Raw genomic sequence first — 21053 nt, forward strand, 5'->3', positions numbered from 1 at the left:
GTGGGCGAAGCGCCGGGCGCTACCCGGCGGCGGCCTCGTGCAGGCTCATGGGGCCGTAGATCTCGGTGCCGTCCTCGTAGAGGCGGACCTGGTCCACGCCCTCCTCCAGGAGGTCCTTCCAGGTCTCACCGATCCAGGACTCGGCGTCGCCCTGCGTGGTGAATTCCTCCGGCGGGGACGCCGGCCGGGCCTCCGTGCCGTCGGACTTCTCGAATCGCCACGTCCATGCCATGTGCGCCTCCCGGGTTCACCAGGTGATCGGTTTCCTGCCCGCAGCGTAGCCGGGCGCGCAGCCCGTGCGGGGACGCGGGAGGATCTCCCCGTGGAACTGACTCTGCTCGGCACCGGTGCCCCCGACGGGCTGCCCCGCCCCGACTGCCCCTGCGCCCGGTGCGCCGCCGCCCGCGGCGGCGCCGTGCGTGCCGCGACCGCTCTGCTCGTGGACGGGGCGCTGCTGCTGGACCTCACGCCGGGGGCCGCGCTGGCCGCCGCGCGGGCGGGGCGGTCCCTCACCGGTGTGCGGCAGGTGCTGCTGACGCACCCGCACGACGGGCCGGCCGTGGAGCTGCCCGCCGGGCTGCCGGCGGCCGGGCGGGTGCCGGACGGGAGGGAACTGACGCTGATCAGCGGGCACCGGGTGCGCGCGGTGGCCATGGACGCGCCGGGCACGGGGTACGAGGTGACCTCCCCGGAGGGCCTGCGCCTGCTCTACCTGCCGCCGGGCGGCGGCCCCGCCGGGGTCACCGAGGCGAGGCGGCCGTACGACATGGTCCTCGGCGACGTGCTCGGACGGCCGGACGCGGTGGCACGGCTGCGGGGCGCCGGCCGCATCGGCGCGGCGACCGACGTCGTCGCCGTGCACCTCGACCACGACGTACCGCCCGGCGCCGAGCTGGACCGGCGGCTGGCCGCCGCCGGGGCGCGGGCGGTGCCGGACGGCACGACCCTCGTGGTCGGCGAGTACCACGACGTCCCCGACGTGCCGCGCCGGACCCTCGTGACCGGCGGGGCCCGGTCCGGCAAGTCCCTGGAGGCCGAGCGGCGCCTGGAGACCTGCCCCGAGGTGGTGTACGTCGCCACCGGCGGCAGCCGGGACGGCGACGCGGAATGGGCGGCCCGGGTGTCCGCCCACCGCGACCGGCGGCCCGGGTCGTGGCGTACCGAGGAGACGTGCGAGCTGGTCCCGCTGCTGCGGCAGGACGGGCCGCCGCTGCTGATCGACTGCCTGTCGCTGTGGCTGACGGACGCCATGGACCGCGTCGGCGCCTGGGACGACGACGTCTGGGCGAAGCGGGGGGAGCGCGAGCTGCGGGACCGGGTGGCCGAGCTGGTGGCCGCGGTCCGCGCCACGCGCCGCACGGTCGTGGCCGTGACGAACGAGGCGGGGTCCGGGGTGGTGCCCGCCACGGCCTCCGGACGGCGGTTCCGCGACGAGCTGGGGCGGCTCAACGCGGCCTTCGCGGACGAGTGCGAGCACGTCCTGCTGGTGGTCGCGGGCCAGGCCCTGGTGCTGCGGGGCTGACCGCCCGTCCGGGGCCGCGGCCGGTCTCCCCGGCGCCCGGCGCCGCCCGGCCGGCGGACGGTACTGTTCGGCGAATGAGCAGGATGGATCTCGACGACTTCTCCGAACTGATCGAGCGCCCCGACAGCGGTACGCGGCGGGACGCCGAGGAACGCCGGGAGCGCCTCGTCGTCCCGCCCGGGGCGCTCGGCCGCCTCGACGAGCTGGGCGAGTGGCTGTCGGCCGCGCAGGGCGCCGTCCCGGTGCGGCCGGTCGAGCAGCCGCGCGTGGTGCTGTTCGCCGGGGACCACGGGGTGGCCTCGCTGGGCGTCTCGGGCCGCCCGGCGGGGGGTGCCCACGCGCTCGTACGGGCCGTGCTGGACGGCACCAGCCCCGTCGCCGTACTGGCCCGCCGGATGGACGTCCCGGTGCGGGTCGTCGACGCCGGCCTGGACTGCGACCCGGAGCTGCTGCCCGCGGAGGTCGTGCGCCACCGGGTGCGGCGCGGCAGCGGCCGCATCGACGTCGAGGACGCCCTGACGCCGGAGGAGGCCGAGCGGGCGGTACGCCTCGGCATCGCCCTCGCCGACGAGGAGGCGGACTCGGGGACCGACCTGGTGGTGCTGGGCGACCTGAGCGTGGGCGGCACGACGCCCGCGAGCACGCTGATCGCCGCGCTGTGCGGCACCGACGCCTCGGTCGTGACCGGCCGCGGCGGCGCCGGGATCGACGACCTCGCGTGGATGCGCAAGTGCGCGGCCGTCCGTGACGCACTGCGCCGCGCCCGCCCCGTGCTCGGCGACCAGCTGGAGCTGCTGGCGGCGGTCGGCGGGGCGGACCTGGCGGCGATGACCGGGTTCCTGCTGCAGAGCGCGGTGCGGCGGATGCCGGTGATCCTGGACGGCGTGGTGTCGGCGGCGTGCGCGCTGGTCGCGCAGCGGGCCGCGTTCCGCGCGCCGGACTGGTGGCTGGCGGGGCAGGTGACCGGCGAGCCCGCGCAGGCGAAGGCGCTGGACCGGATGGCGCTCAACCCCCTGCTCGACCACGGCGTCACGGTCGGGGAGGGAACCGGGGCGCTGCTCGCGCTGCCCCTGGTCCGGGCGGCCGCGGCGCTCGCGGCGGAACTGCCGGAGAGGGAGCCGGAGGCCGGGCCCGAGGGGTCCGGGGAGCGCCGGGAGGAGCCGGAGGCCGGGCCGGGGGCCTGACCGGCCGGCGTGCCCGAGGTGCCCCGGAGGGGGCCGGCAACCGGGCCGCGGGCCCGACCGGGGCCTGACCGGCCGGCGCGCCGCTGCGCGCGGCAGCCGCGGTGCCGGCTCGCTGCCGGCGGGCACCGGCCGGTCGGGGACCGCGCCGCCCCGCAGGGGACCACACGGGGAGACACGGCCACCGGACGGGAGCCGGTGTCCCCGGGCGCACCGGCCACCGGACGGGCCGCCGCCCCGCACCGGGGGAGATCCGGATCACTCCGCCACGGGTCAACTTCACGATGGTCGTCACGGTCTTCGAACGTGCTCGAATGCCGTACCGACCGATCGGGAGCCCGCATGTCCGTCCGCCGCGAGTGGGGGCCGCTTCTCGCGGCGGTACGCACGGGGCTCACCGACCGGGGGTGGCGCGCCGTCGCCATGACCCTCGGTGCCGTCACGCTCACCGCGCTGTTCCAGCTCGTGCAGAACCAGCCCTGGGGCTACCAGCCCGTGCAGGACATCGGGTCGGTGCGCGCGCAGGACCCGCTGTGGCAGGCGCTGCTGCGCACCCCGCTGTCCTTGTTCGTCCCCGCACTCGACCTGCCCGTCTGGGGCGCCCTGGCGCAGATCCTGCTGGTGTTCGGCATCGCCGAGATCTGCCTCGGCCGCCGGCTCACCCTGCTGGTCGCGTACGCCGCGACGCTGGCCGGGACGATGTACGCGCGCCTCGGCATCGCGCTCGGCCCCGGCAGCGCGCTGGGGCTGCCCGCGTCCGACGCACGGGTCGTCGACACCGGCCCGTCGGCGGCGGTGGTCGGGCTGGCGGTCGTCGTCTGCTGGCGTCACCGCGCCTGGCTGACCGGCTCCCTGGTGGTCGTGGCGATGGTGGTCGAGGTGCTGGTGAAGAACAACCTCGCGGGCAAGGAGCACCTGGCGGCGATCGCCGCGGTGCTGGTGGCGTGCGCGGTGGGGGAAGCGCTCAGCGCTTCTCGTCGCGGGAGGAGCGCCGCAGGTGCCGGCCGCGGTCCGGAGCCCCGGCGATCAGGTCCTGGAAGCGGTGCCTGACCCGGTTCCAGCGGCGGTCGTGGTGGTAGGCGCGCAGCCCGGCCCTGGCGCGGGCGCGGGGCCGGCGGCCGTAGAAGCGGCGGGCCCACAGGGAGCCCGGGCGGGCCAGCCGCAGGGCGCCGAAGATCGCGACGGGGAGCAGGAACAGGCCGATGACGGCCATGCGGAACTTGCCCTTGAACAGCGCGACCAGCACGAAGAGGAAGTTCAGCGCGAAATTGGCGAGCAGGCTCGCGCGGCTCTGCCGCTCCGCCGGGCTGACCTCGTCGACGCCGAGCGGTGAGAACCCGAGCAGGACGAGGAGGAGCAGCGCGGTCGTGAGGACCACGACCTCCACGCTCTGGCGGCCCTGCTCGCTCCAGTAGACGTCGTCGAGGTGGAGGATCAGCGCGAACTCGTCCAGGACCAGGCCCGCGCCCATGCCGAGCACCACCGCGCAGACGATGGTCGCCGCGCCGTGCCGTCCGACGGCGACCGCGCCGAAGCCGCCGATCAGGGTGAGGACGACACCCGGCACCACGTGGTGGATGTGCATCCCTCCGGGGGTGACGTTGCGGAAGGGCCCCTTGCCGGCCCGGATCAGCCGGGTGACCGTCCGGGTGATGAGGAACGTCAGGACGAAGGAGGCCAGAGCGACGAGCAGCGGGAGCTTCCCCGGTTCGATGATGTTGCGGTAAAACCAGTGACCCATCCCACTCGCTCCAGGATCGTGCCTTCTAGCGACTACCCTGCGCGCGGTGACCCTTTCCCGCACCCGTACGACCGTCGACGGCATACGGTTCGCCTTCGGCACCCTGACCGTGCTGCCCGCCCGCGTGACCCGCTGGGACCGCGAGGCCGCCCGCGCCGGAATGCTCTGCGCCCCGCTGGCCGGGCTGGTGGTGGGGGTCTGCGCGGCGGCGGCCGGCGGACTGGTGCTGCTGCTGGGCGGCGGGCCGCTGCTCGCCGCCGTCGCCTCGGCGGCCGTCCCGGCCGTGCTGACCCGGGGCCTGCACCTCGACGGGCTCGCGGACACGGCGGACGGCCTGGGCAGCGGCAAGCCCGCCGAGGACGCGCTGCGCATCATGAAGCAGTCGGACATCGGGCCGTTCGGGGTCATCACTCTGCTGTTCGTGCTGCTCGCCCAGGTCGCCGCGGGCCGCGAGCTGTACGCGCAGGGCTGGACCGAGGGCGCGGCCGGCGCGGTCCTCGCGGGGACGGTGGCCCGGCTCGCGCTCACCCTCGCGTCCCGCGCCTCGGTCCCGGCGGCCCGGCCGGAGGGCCTGGGGGCGGTGGTCGCGGGGACGGTCCCGGCACGGGCGGCCCTCGGCGCGGGCGTGCTGGTGGGAGCGGGGTGCGCGGCGGGCGGGCTGCTCGGCGCGGGGCCGTACGGCGCCGTCCTGGGCGTGCTGGCGGCGGTGGCGGCCGCCGGGGCGGCGGAGCTGCTGCTGCGGCGCTGTGTACGGCGCTTCGGCGGGGTGACCGGCGATGTGTTCGGGGCGGTGGCCGAGACGGCCGCGACCGTGGCCCTGGTCGTGCTGACCTTCGGGCGGTGAGGTTGCCGGCCGTCCCCGGCGTGCCGGTGGTGCCGGGTCAGCAGGGGTCGCGCCAGACCCCCAGCTCGTAGCGCTTCCTCATCGAGCTCATCCGCAGCCGCTCGGCCTCGGGGCAGAAGTCGCGCTTGCGCAGCTCGTACTCCACGTGGAAGACCGCCTTGCCGGCCCGGACGAACGGGCTGAGCCGCTCGCACTCGCCGTACTCGGCGCACTGCTCGTTGACGGCGAAGTCGAAGTCGCCGAGGAGTTCGGGGATCTGGTCCAGGTCGTTCTTCAGGCCGACGGCGAGGCCGCGCTCGTGGGCGAGGCGGGCGATCAGCCGGTTCCAGCGGAGCTGGTCGGCGGCGGTGAGGGGGAAGCCGGTGTCGTTGGCGTAGCCGTCCATGTTGTCGGGCTCCACCGCGTCGAAGCCCTTGTCCCGGCACATGTCGAGGCGGGCGGCCATCAGCGGCTCCAGGACGTCGGTGCGGCGGATGTCGAGCCAGCGCTCGCCCTCCCAGCCGTTGCCGCGCCCGAGGACCTCCCTGGGGAACTTCCCGGCGTCGGGGCGCCAGTCCTCGTGGGCGCCGGTGGACAGGTAGCAGATCACCTTGCGGCCGCGCCGGTGCAGGTCGGCAACGGTTCCGGCGCTGTGGTCGAAGCCGTCGATGTCGTACACGGGCACGTCGACGGCCGGGTCGAGGCGGCCGCTGAGCTGCCACTGCCACTCCTGGCCGGGCGCGGGCTGCCAGCGGCCCGTGCGGGGGGCGGGCGCGTCGTCGGACGGGCTCATGCAGCCGGCCAGGAGCAGCAGCAGCGCCGCCGCGACGAGCGGGGCGCGGCGGCTCATGTGCGCTCCAGGGGGTGCGGCAGCGTGCCCCAGGGGTGCGCGCCGCCGCCGGGGACGGCGCAGCGCACGCGGGTGGTGACGCGGGCGTCGGGCGGGGCCGCGTAGACCAGGTGGCAGTAGTGGTCGGCGACGGGCAGGTCGAGGGCGCGGTAGGTGTCCCAGGGCCCCTCGAACGTGACCAGCAGATCGGCCAGCTGGGTGTACGCGGGGTGGGGGTGCGCCCCGTGGTTGAGGACGAGGGTGGCGGCCCCGGCCGCGCGGGCGGCCACGCCCAGCCGGCGGTAGTGCTCGACGAAGTGCGGCTCGGTGGGGACCTGGTCGAGGAACGCGCCGTCGGCGCCGTACCAGTCGCGGTGGCGGACCAGGTCCTTCAGGACGTCGGCGTGCGGGCGCCGGCCGTAGTCGGTGTCGGTGTAGCCGAGGACGCACACCCCGGCCGCGCGCAGCCGGTCGGCGACGGTCACGAAGGCGGGGTCGGGGGCGTCGCCGGCGCCGCTGGCGGGGTTGAGCACCACCCCGTACAGCAGCGGCGCGGCGGCGATGAGCGCGTCCCATTCGGCGGGCCGGAGGGCGGGGTGCTCGTAGTACGGCACCAGGAGGTCCACGGGCGTTCCTTTTCGTGCGGGTCGTGACGCGTGCGGGGGTGCTCAGTGGCGGTGGCTGGTCGCCCGTCCGAGCAGTATCCAGCCCAGTACGGCGAGCACCGCGGCCGCGGCCCCGGCGACGCCCGCGCCGACCAGCCGGGGGTCCCCGGTGCCGGTGGCCAGGGCCACCGACTGGACGCCGGTGGCGGCCGCGCACACCAGGGCCGCGCTGAGCACCGCTCCGAAGGACTGCAGCAGCAGGGCCGCCCACAGCACCACGCCGATCAGCAGCAGGGACACCAGGCGCACCCCGCCGAGGCCGGGCGCCCCGGGCCACAGCGCGGTCCCGGCGGCGGCCAGGACCAGCAGCACCGTCAGGTACGCGGTGAGGCAGAGCGCCAGCGTGGCGGCGGTGCCGCGGCGGAAGTCGCGGGCGCTGGTGCTGGCCCGCAGCCCGGCGAGGCTCTCGCTGCGGAACCGGTGCAGCAGCCACTCGGCGGGCCCCATGGACAGCGTCAGCGCCACCGCCGAGGGCGCGGCCACCGCGGCGCCCGGCCCGTCGGCGAGGACGTCGCCGGCCGCCGCGTACAGCACGAGCCCGCCGGTGCCGAGCCCGAACAGCCCGTACGGCAGGGACGCGGCGAGTCCCGGCGCGGCGCGCCCCGGCATGCCCGGTGCGGCGGCGGGGAGCAGGACGCGCAGGGCGAGGGCGACGGACATGCCGAGGGGGACGACCAGCAGGGCGGTGCGCACCGCGAGGGGCAGGTCGAGCCAGAAGGCGAGCGGGGCGCCCGCCGCGAGCGGCAGCAGCGCGCACAGCAGCGCCTTCTCGCGGTGCAGGACCAGCAGGACGGTCGCGGCCGCCAGGTACAGGGCCTGTCCGGCGGCGAAGGCGGCGGCGCGCCACTCCCCCGGGCCGGCCGCGGCGACGGCGACGGCCGCGCCGGTCAGGGCACCGGCGGGGGCGCCGGTGAGCAGGGCGCGGGCGGCGGCCCGCCGGTCGCCCAGGCCGAGCCAGGAGTAGGCGCGGTGGGACAGGGCCTGGTTCCAGACCCAGCCGGTGACCGCGCCGGCGAGCAGCGGGACGGTGCCGGCCGGCAGGCCGAGCGCGCCGGGCGGCCCCGCCAGGAAGGGCGCGCCCACGACGTACGCGAGGCCGGGCAGGGCGAAGACCAGGCCGCGCAGCAGGCACCCGGCGAGGCCGGTGTGCCAGCGGTCGGTGGGCGGGCCCTCCGGTTCGGGGTAGCGCCGGTCCACGCGCGCGTAGAGGTCCTCGGCGAGGGCGAAGGAGTCCTCCCGGCCGTAGGTGAGCCGTATGTGGTCGTCCGTCATGCCGTCGGACTCGAGGATGGCGGCTATCTCGTCGGGGTGGACGGCGGCCGCTATCACGTCTTCGAGGCGGTGGGTGAGTTCGTCGATCGGGTCGGCGGCGGCCCAGCCGGGGCGCGGGCGGGGAAGGGCTGGCAGGGTGTCGGTGGCGGTGCCGGAGGGGGGCGGGGTGAGCCAGAGGGAGCCGCTCATTCACATCGTCCGATCGAGCTCGCGGAACCTGGGGGTCCCGCCGGCGAAACCGGCGGGGAGGTCGGCGATCCGCAGTTGCAGGGTCCAGTCGTCGCTGTCGAGGGGCTCGGGTTCGGGCAGCCCGGCCAGCTCCAAATAGATGCGGCGGAACCCGTCGACGGAGCGGCGCAGGGTGAACCGGTCCACGACCCGCTGCCGGGCCCGCCGGCCCAGCTCGGCGCGCCGCTCGCCGTCGCGCAGCAGCGCGACGACCGCCTCGGCCATCACGGCGGGTTCCCGCGGCGGCACCACGAGGCCCGTGTCGCCGACCGCTTCCCGTACCCCGCCCACGTCGGTGGAGACGGTGGCCCGGCCGCAGGACATGGCTTCGATGAGGGAGAAGGGGAAGCCTTCGCTGATGGAGGAGAGCATGACGAGCGTGCCCGCCGCGTAGGCGCTCGCCACGTCGGATATCCGGCCCTCGTAGGTGATGCCGTCGGTGACGCCCCGCTCGGCGGCGAGCTTCTCCAGCCGGGTGCGGTAGTCCTCGTTGCCGGCGGGGACGGGACCGAACAGTCGCAGCCGCAGTGCGGGCACTTCGGCGCGGGCGATGGCGTACGCCCGGATCAGCGTCTCCAGGTCCTTGATGGGGTCGATGCGGCCGCACCAGCTGAGGGTGGGCACATCGGGCTCGGGTCCGGCGAGCGGGAAGGCGTGCGGGTCGACGCCGTTGTAGACGGTGCGGATGCGGGCGGAGGGCGCCCCGCCGCGCTCCTCCCACCGCCGGTTGTACTGGTTGCACGGGGTGATGAGGTCGGCCTGGCGGTAGCCGAGGGAGTTGAGCTCGCGGTAGAAGCCGAGCATCAGGGCCTTGACGGGCCAGCGCTGCGCTGCGGAGCGGTAGCCGAGGTAGCGCTCGCGCAGGTAGATGCCGTGCTCGGTGAGGAGGAACGGTACGCCGTCGAAGCGCTGGGCGGCGAGGGCGGGCAGGGTGGCGAGGCCGCTGGAGACGGCGTGGGCGACGCTGTCGGCGGGGATGCGGGCGGCGAGCGGCCGCAGCGCGTGTTCGAGGAGGTCCGTGGCCGTCAGGGCGTCGTGGACGGTGGGGCGGGCCGCGGCGGTCCGGAGGTGGGGCATGGTCCATATCCACATCAGGGACCGCAGCGCCGATTCGGAGCGCAGGGCGGCCGACAGCCGTCCGCGGCGGGCGGTCTCGGCGAGGCCGTAGAGGCTCTCGCCGAAGTCGCAGCCGGCGGACGGGTCGAGTATCGACAGCAGGAAGCGCTCGTAGGTGTCGGTGAAGCGGCGCTTCTCCCGGCCGATCAGCGGCCGCCCGCGCCCGGGCGCCGGGCCCCACAGGGGGAAGGCGGTGTGCCGGCGGACGTTGGGCGGCAGCTCCCAGGTGACCGGTTCGCGGCCGCTGCCGGTGAGGGCGAGGATCTGGAAGTCCACCTGGGGCATGCCCCGCACGAGCTGGTCGCACCAGGTGGAGACGCCGCCGTGGACGTGCGGGTAGGTGCCTTCGGTGAGCATGGTGACATGGCGGCCTGTGGTCGGCATCGGTTCCCCCCGGAAGTGAGCTGGTCAGGCGGTCGGCAGGGTGAGCGTGATCGCCGACTGGAGGAGCTCGGGAGCGGTCCAGGCGGAGCGTGCCCCCGCGTACGGGGTGCCGAAGGCGGTGGAGCCGAGCAGTTGCTGCTTGCGGGTCCCCTCGGGCGCGGTGACCGGGGCGCTCACGCCGGCCGGTGCCTTGACGGTGACGGTGCTGCCGATGCGGTACGCGGTGACCCGGCCGGCCGCGAGGGCCTGGTCCCAGGCGGCACGGCGGGTCAGCTCCGTACCGGTGTCGCGCTGGCGGGGGTTGACGAGCGGGGTGTTGTCGGCGAACAGGGCCCGGTAGTCGGCGAGGACCTTGTCGAGGACGGGGTAGAGGAGCCGGTCCTCCGCGAGGTTGGACTGGTGGACGTAGTGGGGCCGTGGGTCGTTGGCGACGACGTGCCCGAGGGCGATGCGGGCCTCCTGGGGGACGATGTACTCGGCGTAGCCCGTGCGCACGTCCAGGGGCTCGTCGAGGCAGGTGGAGGCGGGGTTGGTGGCGCAGACGCCGCTGCCGCCGTCCTCCGCGGAGGTGTAGATCCAGTTGTACTCGTCGGTCATCTCCTCGGCCGTGCCGACGTTGTAGTACACGTTCATCGGGTGCCGGGGCACGGTCTTCGCGGCGCCCACGGCCCGCTGCTGCGGCTCGCGGGAGTTGTCGCTCGCGAGCCACTTCACGCCGGTGTCGGCGAGGGCTCCGGCGAGGTTGGGGTTGTCGGCGGGCTGCTGCGGCAGGGTCCTGAGGCCGGAGTGCTCGCCGGTGACGAGTTCGGTGCGGTCGACGGCGATGCCCTTGTTCACGGCCCAGGTGTGGTTGTCGCGGATCTGGGCGGCGATCTCGGCGCGGCTCATCCAGCGGATGTTCCCCGACGCGTCCTTGGCGCAGCTCCACGGGACGGTGGAGGTGTCCTGGACGCAGCCGAGGAACGGGTGCGTATAGGTGTGGTTGATCCAGCGGTACTGGGCGCGGTCGGCGACGAGCTGGGCGGTGAGCGGGTCGCTGCCGCCGTTCTCGCTCTTCCACTCCTCGCCGGAGCCGGCGTTGTAGACCATGTCGAGGGTGAAGCCGCTGGCGCGCTGCCACTGGGCGGCGTACTGCGCGTCCGCGGCGGTCATGCGGATGGGCGCGGTGCCTTCGCCGTCGCCGCCGACGCAGTCGAAGTCGCCGGGGGTGCAGTTGCGTGCGGTGTCCCAGCGGGCGTCGGGCGCGAAGACGTCGTCGACGTGGACGGAGAACCAGTTGCGGCTCTGCCCCAGGTGCACGCCCTGGGTGAGCCACTCCACCATGCCTCTGGCCAGCGCCCGGAACTGCCGCTGGTACTGGTTGTAGGCGAAGGTGACGACCAGTTCGCGGCGTCCGTCGTGGGCGTACTCGCCGATGAGGCTGGCCCGGCCGCCGCCGTCGACGGGCATGTCGAGGTAGCTGGTGTAGCCGGCGCGGGGCCGCCCGGCGTAGCCGTAACTCTCGGAGATGTCGGGGTCGTTGTCCTCGAACACGACCGGCCCGTCGAGGTAGCGGAAGGGGCCCGCCCTGCCGGCGGCGGTGACGGCGGTGCCGACGCCGTCGAGCACCCCGGAGCGCCCGCCGTCACTCGTGTAGTCGAGCCCGACGCCGGGGTGGGCCCAGGTGTAGGCGTCGATCTGCGGGATGGCGTACGTCCGTTCGTACGAGGCGAGGGCGGATCGTTCCGCCTCGGTCAGCGCCGCGGGTGCCTCGTCGGGGAGGACGACGCCCTGGTACTTGGCGCGCGGGCGTCCGGTCGCCTCGTCGCGGGCCTCGGACAGGAACGCGGCGTCGATGACGGGCCGTCCGGGGTCGTCCAGGCGGACCGTGCGGTACGGCGTGCCGGAACCTTTCAGTTCGGAGGTGATGGCCCCGACGGCGCCGCCGCCGTCGTCCACGACGAGGACCGTGAGGTCGATGCGCGGCGCGGGCTCGGCGGCGGCGGCACCGGCCGCCGGGACGGCGCCGGCGACCAGCAGTGCGGCGAGCAGTGCGCCGGTGACTCGTCCGGCCCGGAATGCGGGTACGTGCATGTTCTTTCCCCCCTCGCGGGAACCCCCGGACACGCGTGGGGGCGTCCGGAGGATCTGTGGAGATGATGCAAAGGGCCGGATCGCTGCCCAGCGTGATTCAGCCGAGTGTGACGGAGCTCTCATCCGTTTGGATGGCAAACCCTGCAAGGACGCCACGGATGAGTGAATTGCGGGCGCCCTGAGGGAAACAGGGGCGTGAGCGTAGGCTCGTTCCCGGCGATTCTCCGGCCGAATTACGATGCGACGGGCAGGGTCGGCCCACCCCTCGACCGCAGCCTCGACCGCGCAGGCCGCCTCAGAACTCAAACGGAAGCGAGATTTCACCACCGTGACTGCTCTCACTCTCAGCACCGCCGGCGCGGCGACACTGCGCGCCGACGCTCTCGTCGTCGGCGTCGCCAAGAGCCCGAAGGGCGGCAAGGGGCTCGTCGTCGCGCCGGGCGCCGAGGCCGTCGACAAGGCGTTCGGCGGAAAGCTCGCCACCGTCCTGGAGACCCTGGGCGCCTCCGGCGCCGAGGGAGAGGTGACCAAGGTGCCGGCGCCGTCCGGCCTGAAGGCGCCCGTCGTGCTCGCCGTCGGTCTCGGCCAAGCACCGGAGAAGGACGACGCCTACGCCGCCGAGACGCTGCGGCGCGCCGCGGGGTGCGCCGCCCGCGCGCTGTCCGGCACCCGCAAGGCCGCGTTCGCCCTGCCGGTCGAGGCCGTCGAGGACGCGGAGGCGATCGCGGAGGGCGCACTGCTCGGCGCGTACGCCTTCACCGCGTACCGGTCCGCCGGGAACGGCACGGCGGCCAAGGACGCGAAGGGGCCGCTCGGCGAGGTGGCGCTGCTCGGCGGGAAGCCGCGCGACAAGGCGTACAAGGCGGCGGCGGAGCGTGCGGCCGCGCTGGCCGAGGAGATCAACCGCGCCCGCGACCTGGTCAACACCCCGCCGAACGACCTCTACCCCGAGTCCTTCGCCGCCATCGCCACCGCGGCCGGCAAGGAGCACGGCCTCAAGGTTCAGGTGCTCGACGAGAAGGCGCTCGTCAAGGGCGGGTACGGCGGCATCCTCGGCGTCGGCCAGGGCTCCACGCACGGTCCGCGCCTGGTGAAGCTGGCCTACACGCACCCGAAGGCCGAGAAGACCCTGGCCCTGGTCGGCAAGGGCATCACGTACGACTCGGGCGGCATCTCCCTGAAGCCGGCCGGCCACAACGAGACGATGAAGTGCGACATGGCGGGCGCCGCCGCGGTGTTCGCCGCGGTGATCTCGGCCGCTCGCCTCGGCCTGGAGGTCAACGTCACGGCCTGGCTGGCGCTGGCCGAGAACATGCCGTCCGGCTCGGCCCTCCGCCCGGGTGATGTGCTGCGCATGTACAGCGGCAAGACGGTGGAGGTGCTGAACACCGACGCCGAGGGCCGCCTGGTGCTGGCCGACGCCCTGACCCGCGCGTCGGAGGAGAACCCGGACGCGATCGTCGACGTGGCGACGCTCACCGGCGCGATGGTGCTGGCGCTGGGCAACCGCACCTTCGGGATCATGGCGAACGACGACGCCTTCCGCACCGCGGTCCACGAGATCGCGGAGGAGGTCGGCGAGGCGTCCTGGCCTATGCCGCTCCCGGCGGACCTGCGCAAGGGCATGGACTCGCCCACCGCCGACATCGCCAACATGGGCGAGCGGATGGGCGGCGGCCTGGTGGCCGGCCTGTTCCTGAAGGAGTTCATCGGCGAGGGCATCACCTGGGCGCACCTGGACATCGCGGGCCCGGGCTTCAACGAGAGCGGCCCCTACGGCTACACCCCGAAGGGCGGCACGGGCTCGGCCGTCCGCACCCTGGTCCGGCTCGCGGAGCGCACGGCGGCGGGCGACCTGGGCTAGGGAGTGCTGTACGGATCAGGCCGCGCCGCGAGCCCGGCAGGATCCGGAGGAACCGTGGGACCGGGCCCGGGGGAGGACCCCGCAAGCCCGAGGTGCGGCGGTCCCGGACGGCGAGTCCGGGGCCGCCGCCCTGCCGTCTCACACCACGGGCCCGGCGTCTCCTGTTCCGGCAACAAGTGCGAAGATGGGTTCTCGGCAGGACAGGGCCCCCACCACAGGGCCGAAATAAAAGCGGCCGAACACCAGCCGACCGGCCGGTCGTCCCCCGAGGAAGGGGACCCGGCGACCGGCGCACATGCATGGAGGACGTGACGTGGCGAACGACGCCAGCACCGTTTTCGACCTAGTGATCCTCGGCGGTGGCAGTGGCGGTTACGCCGCGGCCCTGCGGGGTGCGCAGCTGGGCCTGGACGTCGCACTGATCGAGAAGAACAAGCTCGGCGGCACCTGCCTGCACAACGGATGCATCCCCACCAAGGCCCTGCTCCACGCCGGTGAGATCGCCGACCAGGCCCGCGAGGCCGAGCAGTTCGGCGTGCTGACCTCCTTCGAGGGCATCGACATCAAGGCCGTCCACAAGTACAAGGACGACGTGATCGCCGGCCTGTACAAGGGCCTGCAGGGCCTGGTCGCCTCCCGCAAGGTGACCTACATCGAGGGTGAGGGCCGGCTGTCCTCCCCCACCTCGGTCGATGTGAACGGCCGGCGGGTCGAGGGCCGCCACGTCCTCCTCGCCACCGGTTCCGTACCGAAGTCGCTGCCGGGCCTGGAGATCGACGGCAACCGCATCATCTCCTCGGACCACGCGCTGACCCTGGACCGCGTCCCGCAGTCCGCGATCATCCTGGGCGGCGGCGTCATCGGCGTCGAGTTCGCCTCGGCGTGGAAGTCCTTCGGCACCGACGTGACCATCATCGAGGGCCTGAAGCACCTCGTCCCGGTCGAGGACGAGAACAGCTCGAAGCTTCTTGAGCGCGCCTTCCGCAAGCGCGGCATCAAGTTCAACCTCGGCACCTTCTTCCAGAGCGCCGAGTACACCGACAACGGCGTCAAGGTCACCCTCGCGGACGGCAAGACCTTCGAGGCCGAGGTGCTGCTCGTCGCCATCGGCCGCGGCCCGGTCTCGGCCGGCCTCGGGTACGAGGAGCAGGGCGTCGCGATGGACCGGGGCTACGTCCTGGTCGACGAGTACATGCGGACGAACGTGCCGACGATCTCGGCGGTCGGCGACCTCGTCCCGACCCTCCAGCTCGCGCACGTCGGCTTCGCCGAGGGCATCCTGGTGGCGGAGCGTCTGGCCGGTCTCAAGCCCGTCCCGATCGACTACGACGGCGTGCCGCGGGTGACGTACTGCCACCCCGAGGTCGCCTCCGTGGGCATCACCGAGGCCAAGGCCAAGGAGGTCTACGGCGCGGACAAGGTCGTCGCTCTGAAGTACAACCTCGCGGGCAACGGCAAGAGCAAGATCCTCAAGACCGCGGGCGAGATCAAGCTCGTGCAGGTCAAGGACGGTGCCGTGGTCGGCGTCCACATGGTCGGTGACCGTATGGGCGAGCAGGTCGGCGAAGCGCAGCTGATCTACAACTGGGAGGCGCTGCCGGCCGAGGTCGCCCAGCTGATCCACGCCCACCCGACGCAGAACGAGGCGCTCGGCGAGGCGCACCTGGCGCTGGCGGGCAAGCCCCTCCACTCCCACGACTGACGCGCTCCCCGGGGCCGGCCGGCCCCGGGAGGCCCAGTCCGGGCGCGACGACCACTTACCGCAATTCGTTAGGAGCAACTGAAACCATGTCGGTTTCCGTAACCCTGCCGGCGCTCGGCGAGAGCGTCACCGAGGGCACTGTCACCCGCTGGCTGAAGGCCGAGGGCGAGCGCGTCGAGGCCGACGAGCCGCTGCTCGAGGTGTCGACCGACAAGGTCGACACGGAGATCCCGGCCCCGGCTTCCGGTGTGCTGTCCTCCATCAAGGTCGCCGAGGACGAGACCGTAGAGGTCGGTGCCGAGCTGGCCATCATCGACGACGGCAGCGGCGCGCCGGCCGAGGCTCCGGCTCCGGCCGCCGCCGAGGCCCCCGCGCCCGCCGCCGAGGCTCCCGCGGCTCCGGCCCCGGCCGCCGAGGCCCCCGCCCCGGCTCCCGCCGCCGAGGCCCCCGCCCCGGCTCCCGCGGCCGAGGCTCCGGCCGGTGGCGCCGAGGGCACCGACGTCGTCCTGCCCGCGCTGGGCGAATCGGTCACCGAGGGCACCGTGACGCGCTGGCTGAAGCAGGTCGGCGACTCCGTCGAGGCCGACGAGCCGCTGCTGGAGGTCTCCACGGACAAGGTCGACACCGAGATCCCCGCCCCGGCCGCCGGTGTGCTGCTGGAGATCGTCGTGGGCGAGGACGAGACCGCCGAGGTCGGCGCCAAGCTGGCCGTCATCGGCGCCCCGGGCGCGGCTCCGGCCGCCGCTCCGGCCCCCGCTGCTCCGGCTCCCGCCGCGGAGGCCCCGGCCGCCCCGGCCCCTGCCCCGGCCGCCCCGGCTCCGGCTCCCGCCGCCCCGGCTCCTGCCCCGGCCGCCCCGGCCCCTGCCCCGGCCGCTCCGGCTCCTGCCCCGGCCGCCCCGGCCCCGGCTCCCGCCGCCGAGGCCCCGGCCCCGGCCGCTCCGGCCCCTGCCCCGGCCGCCCCGGCCCCGGCTGCCGCTCCCGCCGCCCCCGCACAGCCGGCGGACGAGGGCGCCTACGTGACCCCGCTCGTCCGCAAGCTCGCCGCCGAGAACGGCGTCGACCTGTCGGCCGTCAAGGGCACCGGTGTCGGCGGCCGCATCCGCAAGCAGGACGTCCTGGCCGCCGCCGAGGCCGCCAAGGCCGCGGCCGCCCCGGCTCCGGCCGCCCCGGTCGCCGCCGCCCCGAAGGCGCCGTCGCTGGAGGCGTCCCCGCTGCGCGGCCAGACGGTCAAGATGACCCGCATGCGCAAGGTCATCGGCGACAACATGATGAAGGCGCTGCACTCGCAGGCCCAGCTGACCTCGGTCGTCGAGGTCGACATCACCAAGCTGATGAAGCTGCGCAACCGCGCGAAGGACGCGTTCGCCGCCCGCGAGGGCGTCAAGCTCTCCCCGATGCCGTTCTTCGTGAAGGCGGCCGCCCAGGCGCTGAAGGCCCACCCGGTCATCAACGCCCGGATCAACGAGGACGAGGGCACGATCACGTACTTCGACTCGGAGAACATCGGCATCGCCGTGGACTCCGAGAAGGGCCTGATGACCCCGGTCATCAAGAACGCCGGCGACCTGAACATCGCGGGCATCTCCAAGGCCACCGCCGAGCTCGCGGGCAAGGTCCGCGGCAACAAGATCACCCCGGACGAGCTGTCCGGCGCCACCTTCACGATCAGCAACACCGGCTCGCGCGGTGCGCTGTTCGACACGGTCATCGTGCCGCCGAACCAGGTCGCCATCCTGGGCATCGGCGCCACCGTCAAGCGCCCGGTGGTCGTCGACCACCCGGACCTCGGCGAGACCATCGCGGTGCGCGACATGACCTACCTGTCGCTCTCCTACGACCACCGCCTGGTGGACGGCGCCGACGCGGCCCGCTACCTGACGGCCGTCAAGGCGATCCTGGAGGCCGGCGAGTTCGAGGTCGACCTCGGCCTGTAGTCCTCCCGTATCAGCGGCGCCCCCGGTCCGGAGCTCTCCGGCCGGGGGCGCCGTCGTGGGTGACCCGGAGTGACGGGTGTCTCGCACGCGGGGCAGCCGTACCGGCTGACCGGGCGGAATAATGGCGGACGACCGCCGCAGCAGCGAAGGAGCCCCCATGACCCCGCCCGTCGTCCACTCGCTGCGCGAGCAGATCCGCGAGCACATCGTGGAGGGCATCGTCAGCGGTCGCTGGAAGCCGGGCGAGCGGATCGTGGAGCGGCGCATCGCCACCGAGCTCCAGGTGAGCCAGACACCCGTGCGCGAGGCGCTGCGCGAACTGGAGAGCCTGCGGCTCATCGAGTCGGCGCCGAACAAGGGCGTACGCGTACGCAACCTGACGGCGGCCGACCTGGAGGAGAGCTACCCCGTGCGAGCCGGGCTGGAGCAGATCGCCGCGGAGCTCGCGGCCGACCGGCTCGGCGAGGACTGCTCGGCCCTGGAACCCCATGTCGCGGCGCTCTACGAGGCGGACGCGCGGGCCGACGGGACGGCGCAGGTGCGGCACACGGTGGCCTTCCACCGGGAGCTGGTGCGCGCCGCCCGCAACGGTGTGCTGCTGCACACCTGGGAGGGCCTCGGCATCGAGGTCTTCACCGCCCTGTCCATCCGCTGGCTCGGCACCGTGCAGAAGTCGTACGCCGAGGAGCACGACGAGCTCGTCCAGGCCTTCCGCCGCCGCGACCCCCGGATCGGCGTCCTGGTGAAGCAGCACGTCCTGGGCTGCGCTCCGCGCGCCTGAGACCGCTCATCGGGCGGGGCGAGCGCTCAAAGTGGTGGGTCACCTGCGAAAACAAGGCACCGGGTGCCCGAAAACGTGGCACCGAATGCCGACTTTGGGCTTTGGGTAAAGATTTTTCGCCCAACGCTTTGATCGATCATCGATCACAGTCGTACAGTCGTCCGCGGACTTCAACAGAGGTTCTCTCGCCCTGTCCTGCCAAGACCAAGGGCTCCACACCCCTTCGACTCCGGAAGGCGGCGACTATGACCGACCCCACCCGCATCCAGCCGAGCGAGCTCGACCAGCTGCCGGACCGCGACCCCGAGGAGACCGCCGAGTGGCAGGCGTCCCTCGACGCCGTCGCCCGGGCCGCCGGGCCGCACCGCGCCGCGTACCTGATGCGTCGCACCCTGGAGCGCGCCGAGGGCGCCGGTCTCGCGCTGCCGAAGCTGCTCGAAACCGACTACGTCAACACCATCCCGACCGGCGCCGAGGCCGCGTACGGCTTCGACGGCGACGAGGAGCTGGAAGCCCGCATCACGGCCTGGAACCGCTGGAACGCGGCCGCCATGGTGAGCCGGGGCTCCAAGTACGGCGTGGGCGGCCACATCGCCACCTTCGCCTCCGCCGCCTGGCTCTACGAGACGGGCTTCAACCACTTCTTCCGGGGCAAGGAGCAGGACGGCTCCGGCGACCAGCTCTACATCCAGGGCCACGCGTCGCCCGGCATCTACGCCCGCGCGTTCCTCGACGGCCGGCTCACCGAGCAGCACCTGGACAACTTCCGCCAGGAGGCCGGTGGCAACGGCCTGCCGTCGTACCCGCACCCGCGCCGCCTGCCCTGGCTGTGGGAGTTCCCGACCGTGTCGATGGGCCTCGGTCCGCTCTCCGCGATCTACCAGGCGCGCTTCAACCACTACCTGACCAACCGCGGGATCAAGGACGTCTCCGGCTCGCACGTGTGGGCGTTCCTCGGTGACGGCGAGATGGACGAGCCCGAGTCGACGGCCGCCCTCGCGCTCGCCGCCCGTGAGGGTCTGGACAACCTCACCTTCGTCATCAACTGCAACCTGCAGCGCCTCGACGGCCCGGTGCGCGCCAACTTCAAGATCGTGCAGGAGCTGGAGGCGCAGTTCCGCGGCGCCGGCTGGAACGTCGTGAAGTCGCTGTGGGGCACCGCCTGGGACGAGCTTTTCCAGCTCGACACCACCGGCGCGCTCGTCCGCCGGCTGCGCGAGGTACCGGACGCGCAGATCCAGACCTACCAGACGCGCGACGCGGCCTACATCCGCGAGGACTTCTTCGGCAAGGACCCGGCGCTCGTCGAGATGGCCCGGCTGCTGTCCGACGACAAGATCATCGAGTGCTTCCACCACTCCCGCGGCGGTCACGAGTCGCGCAAGGTGTACGCCGCGTACAAGGCGGCCCTGGCGCACAAGGGCGCGCCGACCGTGATCCTCGCCCAGACCGTCAAGGGCTTCACCCTCGGCAAGGGCTTCGAGTCCAAGAACGCCAACCACCAGATGAAGAAGCTCTCGGTGGAGGAGTTCAAGGACATGCGGGACCTGCTGGGCCTGCCGATCCCGGACTCCGCCTTCGTCGACGGCCAGGTGCCCTACGGCCACCCCGGCGCCGACTCCCCCGAGGTCCGCTACCTCCAGGAGCGCCGCGCGGCCCTCGGCGGCCCCGCCCCGGCCCGGCGCGTCCAGCCCGTGGCGCCGCTGCCGGCCCCGGCCGAGAAGGCGTTCACCGCGTTCGACAAGGGCTCCGGCAGCCAGTCGGTCGCCACGACCATGGCGTTCGTGCGGCTGATGAAGGACCTGATCCGCGACAAGGAGACCGGCAAGCGCTGGGTTCCGATCGTCCCGGACGAGGCCCGTACCTTCGGCATGGAGTCGCTGTTCCCGTCGCTCGGCATCTACTCGCCGAAGGGGCAGACGTACGAGCCGGTCGACCGCGACCAGCTGATGTACTACCGCGAGGCCACGAACGGCCAGATCCTCAACGAGGGCATCACCGAGGCCGGCTCGATGGCCGACTTCATCGCCGCGTCGACCGCGTACTCCACGCACGGCGAGCCGATGATCCCCTTCTACATCTTCTACTCGATGTTCGGCTGGCAGCGGACGGCCGACCAGATGTGGCAGCTCGGCGACCAGCTCGGCCGCGGCTTCCTCATCGGTGCCACGGCCGGCCGCACCACCCTGACCGGTGAGGGCCTCCAGCACGCCGACGGCCACTCCCCCGTCATCGCGGCGACGAACCCCGCGGCGCTGACGTACGACCCGGCGTTCGCGTACGAGGTCGCGGTGATCGTCAAGGAGGGTCTGCGCCGGATGTACGGCGAGACCGCGCCGGGCGAGGACCAGAACGTCTTCTACTACCTGACCGTCTACAACGAGCCGATGCCGCAGCCCGCCAAGCCGGAGGGCGTGGACGAGGGCATCATCAAGGGCCTGTACCGCTTCAAGGAGGGCACGCCCGTCACGGCCGACGCGCCGCGCATCCAGCTGCTGTCGTCGGGTACGGCGATCCACTGGGCCCTGGAGGCCCAGGAGCTGCTGGCCGCCGAGTGGGGCGTCACCGCCGACGTGTGGTCCGCGACGTCGTGGTCGGAGCTGCGGCGCGACGCGCTGGAGGCCGACGCGGCCCTGCTGCGCGGCGAGGAGCGGGTGCCGTACGTCCGCCAGGCGCTGGCCGACGCCCAGGGCCCGGTGCTGGCGGTGAGCGACTACATGCGCCAGGTGCCGGACCAGATCGCGCAGTGGGTCGAGCAGGACTACAGCTCGCTCGGCGCGGACGGCTTCGGCCTGTCGGACACCCGTGAGGCGGCGCGCCGCCACTTCGGTGTGGACGCCCCGTCGATCGTGGTCGCCGCCCTGGCGCAGCTCGCCAAGCGCGGTGAGGTCGCGGCCTCGCTGGTGAAGGACGCCCGCGAGCGCTACGGCCTGTAGGA

16 protein-coding genes are annotated in these 21053 nt (G+C 73.8%); 9 read left to right on the top strand and 7 right to left on the bottom strand.

The features are described from left to right. Positions 1-19: 19 nt before the first annotated feature. Positions 20-232: a hypothetical protein gene (locus tag ACIA79_RS00065; RefSeq protein ID WP_399425484.1), complete on the bottom strand. Its 213-nt coding sequence runs from the start codon at positions 230-232 to the stop codon at positions 20-22. A 90-nt stretch (positions 233-322) separates the two neighbouring features. Between ACIA79_RS00065 and ACIA79_RS00070 the strand changes: the two genes are divergently transcribed. The 3 genes from ACIA79_RS00070 (at position 323) to ACIA79_RS00080 (ending at position 3753) form a co-directional block, all read left to right on the top strand. Continuing rightward, complete coding sequence (locus tag ACIA79_RS00070) at positions 323-1522, top strand: bifunctional adenosylcobinamide kinase/adenosylcobinamide-phosphate guanylyltransferase (RefSeq protein WP_399425486.1); 1200 nt, start codon at positions 323-325, stop codon at positions 1520-1522. An 83-nt stretch (positions 1523-1605) separates the two neighbouring features. Then, the gene (gene cobT, locus ACIA79_RS00075) at positions 1606-2706 is read left to right on the top strand and encodes a nicotinate-nucleotide--dimethylbenzimidazole phosphoribosyltransferase (protein ID WP_399426247.1); all 1101 of its coding nucleotides are present in this window, start codon (positions 1606-1608) and stop codon (positions 2704-2706) included. Between the two features lie 339 nt (positions 2707-3045). Then, entirely contained in the window at positions 3046-3753 is a 708-nt protein-coding gene (locus tag ACIA79_RS00080) for a hypothetical protein (RefSeq protein WP_399425488.1), read from the top strand. Here ACIA79_RS00080 and ACIA79_RS00085 read toward each other — a convergent pair. Then, positions 3668-4444 carry a hypothetical protein gene (locus tag ACIA79_RS00085; protein ID WP_399425490.1) on the bottom strand — a complete coding sequence of 259 codons (777 nt, stop codon included), beginning with the start codon at positions 4442-4444 and terminating at the stop codon, positions 3668-3670. The two genes, ACIA79_RS00080 and ACIA79_RS00085, sit on opposite strands and share 86 nt — an antisense overlap. A gap of 37 nt (positions 4445-4481) precedes the next feature. Between ACIA79_RS00085 and ACIA79_RS00090 the strand changes: the two genes are divergently transcribed. Beyond that, the gene (locus tag ACIA79_RS00090; protein WP_399426248.1) at positions 4482-5288 is read left to right on the top strand and encodes an adenosylcobinamide-GDP ribazoletransferase; all 807 of its coding nucleotides are present in this window, start codon (positions 4482-4484) and stop codon (positions 5286-5288) included. Between the two features lie 37 nt (positions 5289-5325). On the opposite strand, the gene ACIA79_RS00095 is transcribed toward ACIA79_RS00090, so the two are convergent. The 5 genes from ACIA79_RS00095 to ACIA79_RS00115 are packed head-to-tail and all read right to left on the bottom strand — an operon-like array spanning position 5326 to position 11834. Beyond that, complete coding sequence (locus ACIA79_RS00095; RefSeq protein WP_399425492.1) at positions 5326-6117, bottom strand: endo alpha-1,4 polygalactosaminidase; 792 nt, start codon at positions 6115-6117, stop codon at positions 5326-5328. Continuing rightward, entirely contained in the window at positions 6114-6722 is a 609-nt protein-coding gene (locus ACIA79_RS00100) for a spherulation-specific family 4 protein (protein ID WP_399425493.1), read from the bottom strand. Before ACIA79_RS00100 ends, ACIA79_RS00095 begins: the two co-directional genes overlap by 4 nt. Before the next feature lie 42 nt (positions 6723-6764). Further along, positions 6765-8222: a hypothetical protein gene (locus tag ACIA79_RS00105; protein WP_399425495.1), complete on the bottom strand. Its 1458-nt coding sequence runs from the start codon at positions 8220-8222 to the stop codon at positions 6765-6767. Continuing rightward, entirely contained in the window at positions 8223-9761 is a 1539-nt protein-coding gene (gene pelF, locus ACIA79_RS00110; RefSeq protein WP_399425496.1) for a GT4 family glycosyltransferase PelF, read from the bottom strand. It lies immediately after the preceding gene. 24 nt (positions 9762-9785) lie between these two features. Next, positions 9786-11834, bottom strand: a complete 2049-nt coding sequence (locus ACIA79_RS00115; RefSeq protein ID WP_399425498.1) for a hypothetical protein — start codon at positions 11832-11834, stop codon at positions 9786-9788. A 328-nt stretch (positions 11835-12162) separates the two neighbouring features. On the opposite strand from ACIA79_RS00115, the gene ACIA79_RS00120 reads away from it, so the two are divergent. The 5 genes from ACIA79_RS00120 (at position 12163) to aceE (ending at position 21051) form a co-directional block, all read left to right on the top strand. Then, positions 12163-13698, top strand: a complete 1536-nt coding sequence (locus ACIA79_RS00120; RefSeq protein WP_399425500.1) for a leucyl aminopeptidase — start codon at positions 12163-12165, stop codon at positions 13696-13698. A 313-nt stretch (positions 13699-14011) separates the two neighbouring features. Beyond that, positions 14012-15400, top strand: a complete 1389-nt coding sequence (gene lpdA / locus ACIA79_RS00125) for a dihydrolipoyl dehydrogenase (RefSeq protein WP_399425502.1) — start codon at positions 14012-14014, stop codon at positions 15398-15400. Between the two features lie 86 nt (positions 15401-15486). Next, entirely contained in the window at positions 15487-17334 is a 1848-nt protein-coding gene (sucB, locus tag ACIA79_RS00130) for a 2-oxoglutarate dehydrogenase, E2 component, dihydrolipoamide succinyltransferase (protein WP_399425504.1), read from the top strand. A gap of 157 nt (positions 17335-17491) precedes the next feature. Further along, positions 17492-18115 (top strand): GntR family transcriptional regulator, encoded by a 624-nt coding sequence (locus ACIA79_RS00135; RefSeq protein WP_399425506.1) that lies wholly within the window; start codon positions 17492-17494, stop codon positions 18113-18115. A gap of 245 nt (positions 18116-18360) precedes the next feature. Further along, positions 18361-21051 carry a pyruvate dehydrogenase (acetyl-transferring), homodimeric type gene (aceE, locus tag ACIA79_RS00140; RefSeq protein ID WP_399425508.1) on the top strand — a complete coding sequence of 897 codons (2691 nt, stop codon included), beginning with the start codon at positions 18361-18363 and terminating at the stop codon, positions 21049-21051. The last annotated feature ends 2 nt before the right edge of the window (positions 21052-21053 follow it).

Source organism: Streptomyces sp. NPDC051310 (assembly GCF_044455245.1).
In the GTDB taxonomy this organism is placed as follows: Bacteria; Actinomycetota; Actinomycetes; order Streptomycetales; family Streptomycetaceae; genus Streptomyces.

Bases quoted from the DNA above. Each gene is read 5' to 3' on its own strand.
- ACIA79_RS00065 (WP_399425484.1), bottom strand. From the start codon at position 232: ATGGCATGGACGTGGCGATTCGAGAAGTCCGACGGCACGGAGGCCCGG.
- cobT (WP_399426247.1), top strand. From the start codon at position 1,606: ATGGATCTCGACGACTTCTCCGAACTGATCGAGCGCCCCGACAGCGGT.
- ACIA79_RS00080 (WP_399425488.1), top strand. From the start codon at position 3,046: ATGTCCGTCCGCCGCGAGTGGGGGCCGCTTCTCGCGGCGGTACGCACG.
- ACIA79_RS00085 (WP_399425490.1), bottom strand. From the start codon at position 4,444: ATGGGTCACTGGTTTTACCGCAACATCATCGAACCGGGGAAGCTCCCG.
- ACIA79_RS00095 (WP_399425492.1), bottom strand. From the start codon at position 6,117: ATGAGCCGCCGCGCCCCGCTCGTCGCGGCGGCGCTGCTGCTGCTCCTG.
- ACIA79_RS00105 (WP_399425495.1), bottom strand. From the start codon at position 8,222: ATGAGCGGCTCCCTCTGGCTCACCCCGCCCCCCTCCGGCACCGCCACC.
- pelF (WP_399425496.1), bottom strand. From the start codon at position 9,761: ATGCCGACCACAGGCCGCCATGTCACCATGCTCACCGAAGGCACCTAC.
- ACIA79_RS00115 (WP_399425498.1), bottom strand. From the start codon at position 11,834: ATGCACGTACCCGCATTCCGGGCCGGACGAGTCACCGGCGCACTGCTC.
- sucB (WP_399425504.1), top strand. From the start codon at position 15,487: ATGTCGGTTTCCGTAACCCTGCCGGCGCTCGGCGAGAGCGTCACCGAG.
- ACIA79_RS00135 (WP_399425506.1), top strand. From the start codon at position 17,492: ATGACCCCGCCCGTCGTCCACTCGCTGCGCGAGCAGATCCGCGAGCAC.
- aceE (WP_399425508.1), top strand. From the start codon at position 18,361: ATGACCGACCCCACCCGCATCCAGCCGAGCGAGCTCGACCAGCTGCCG.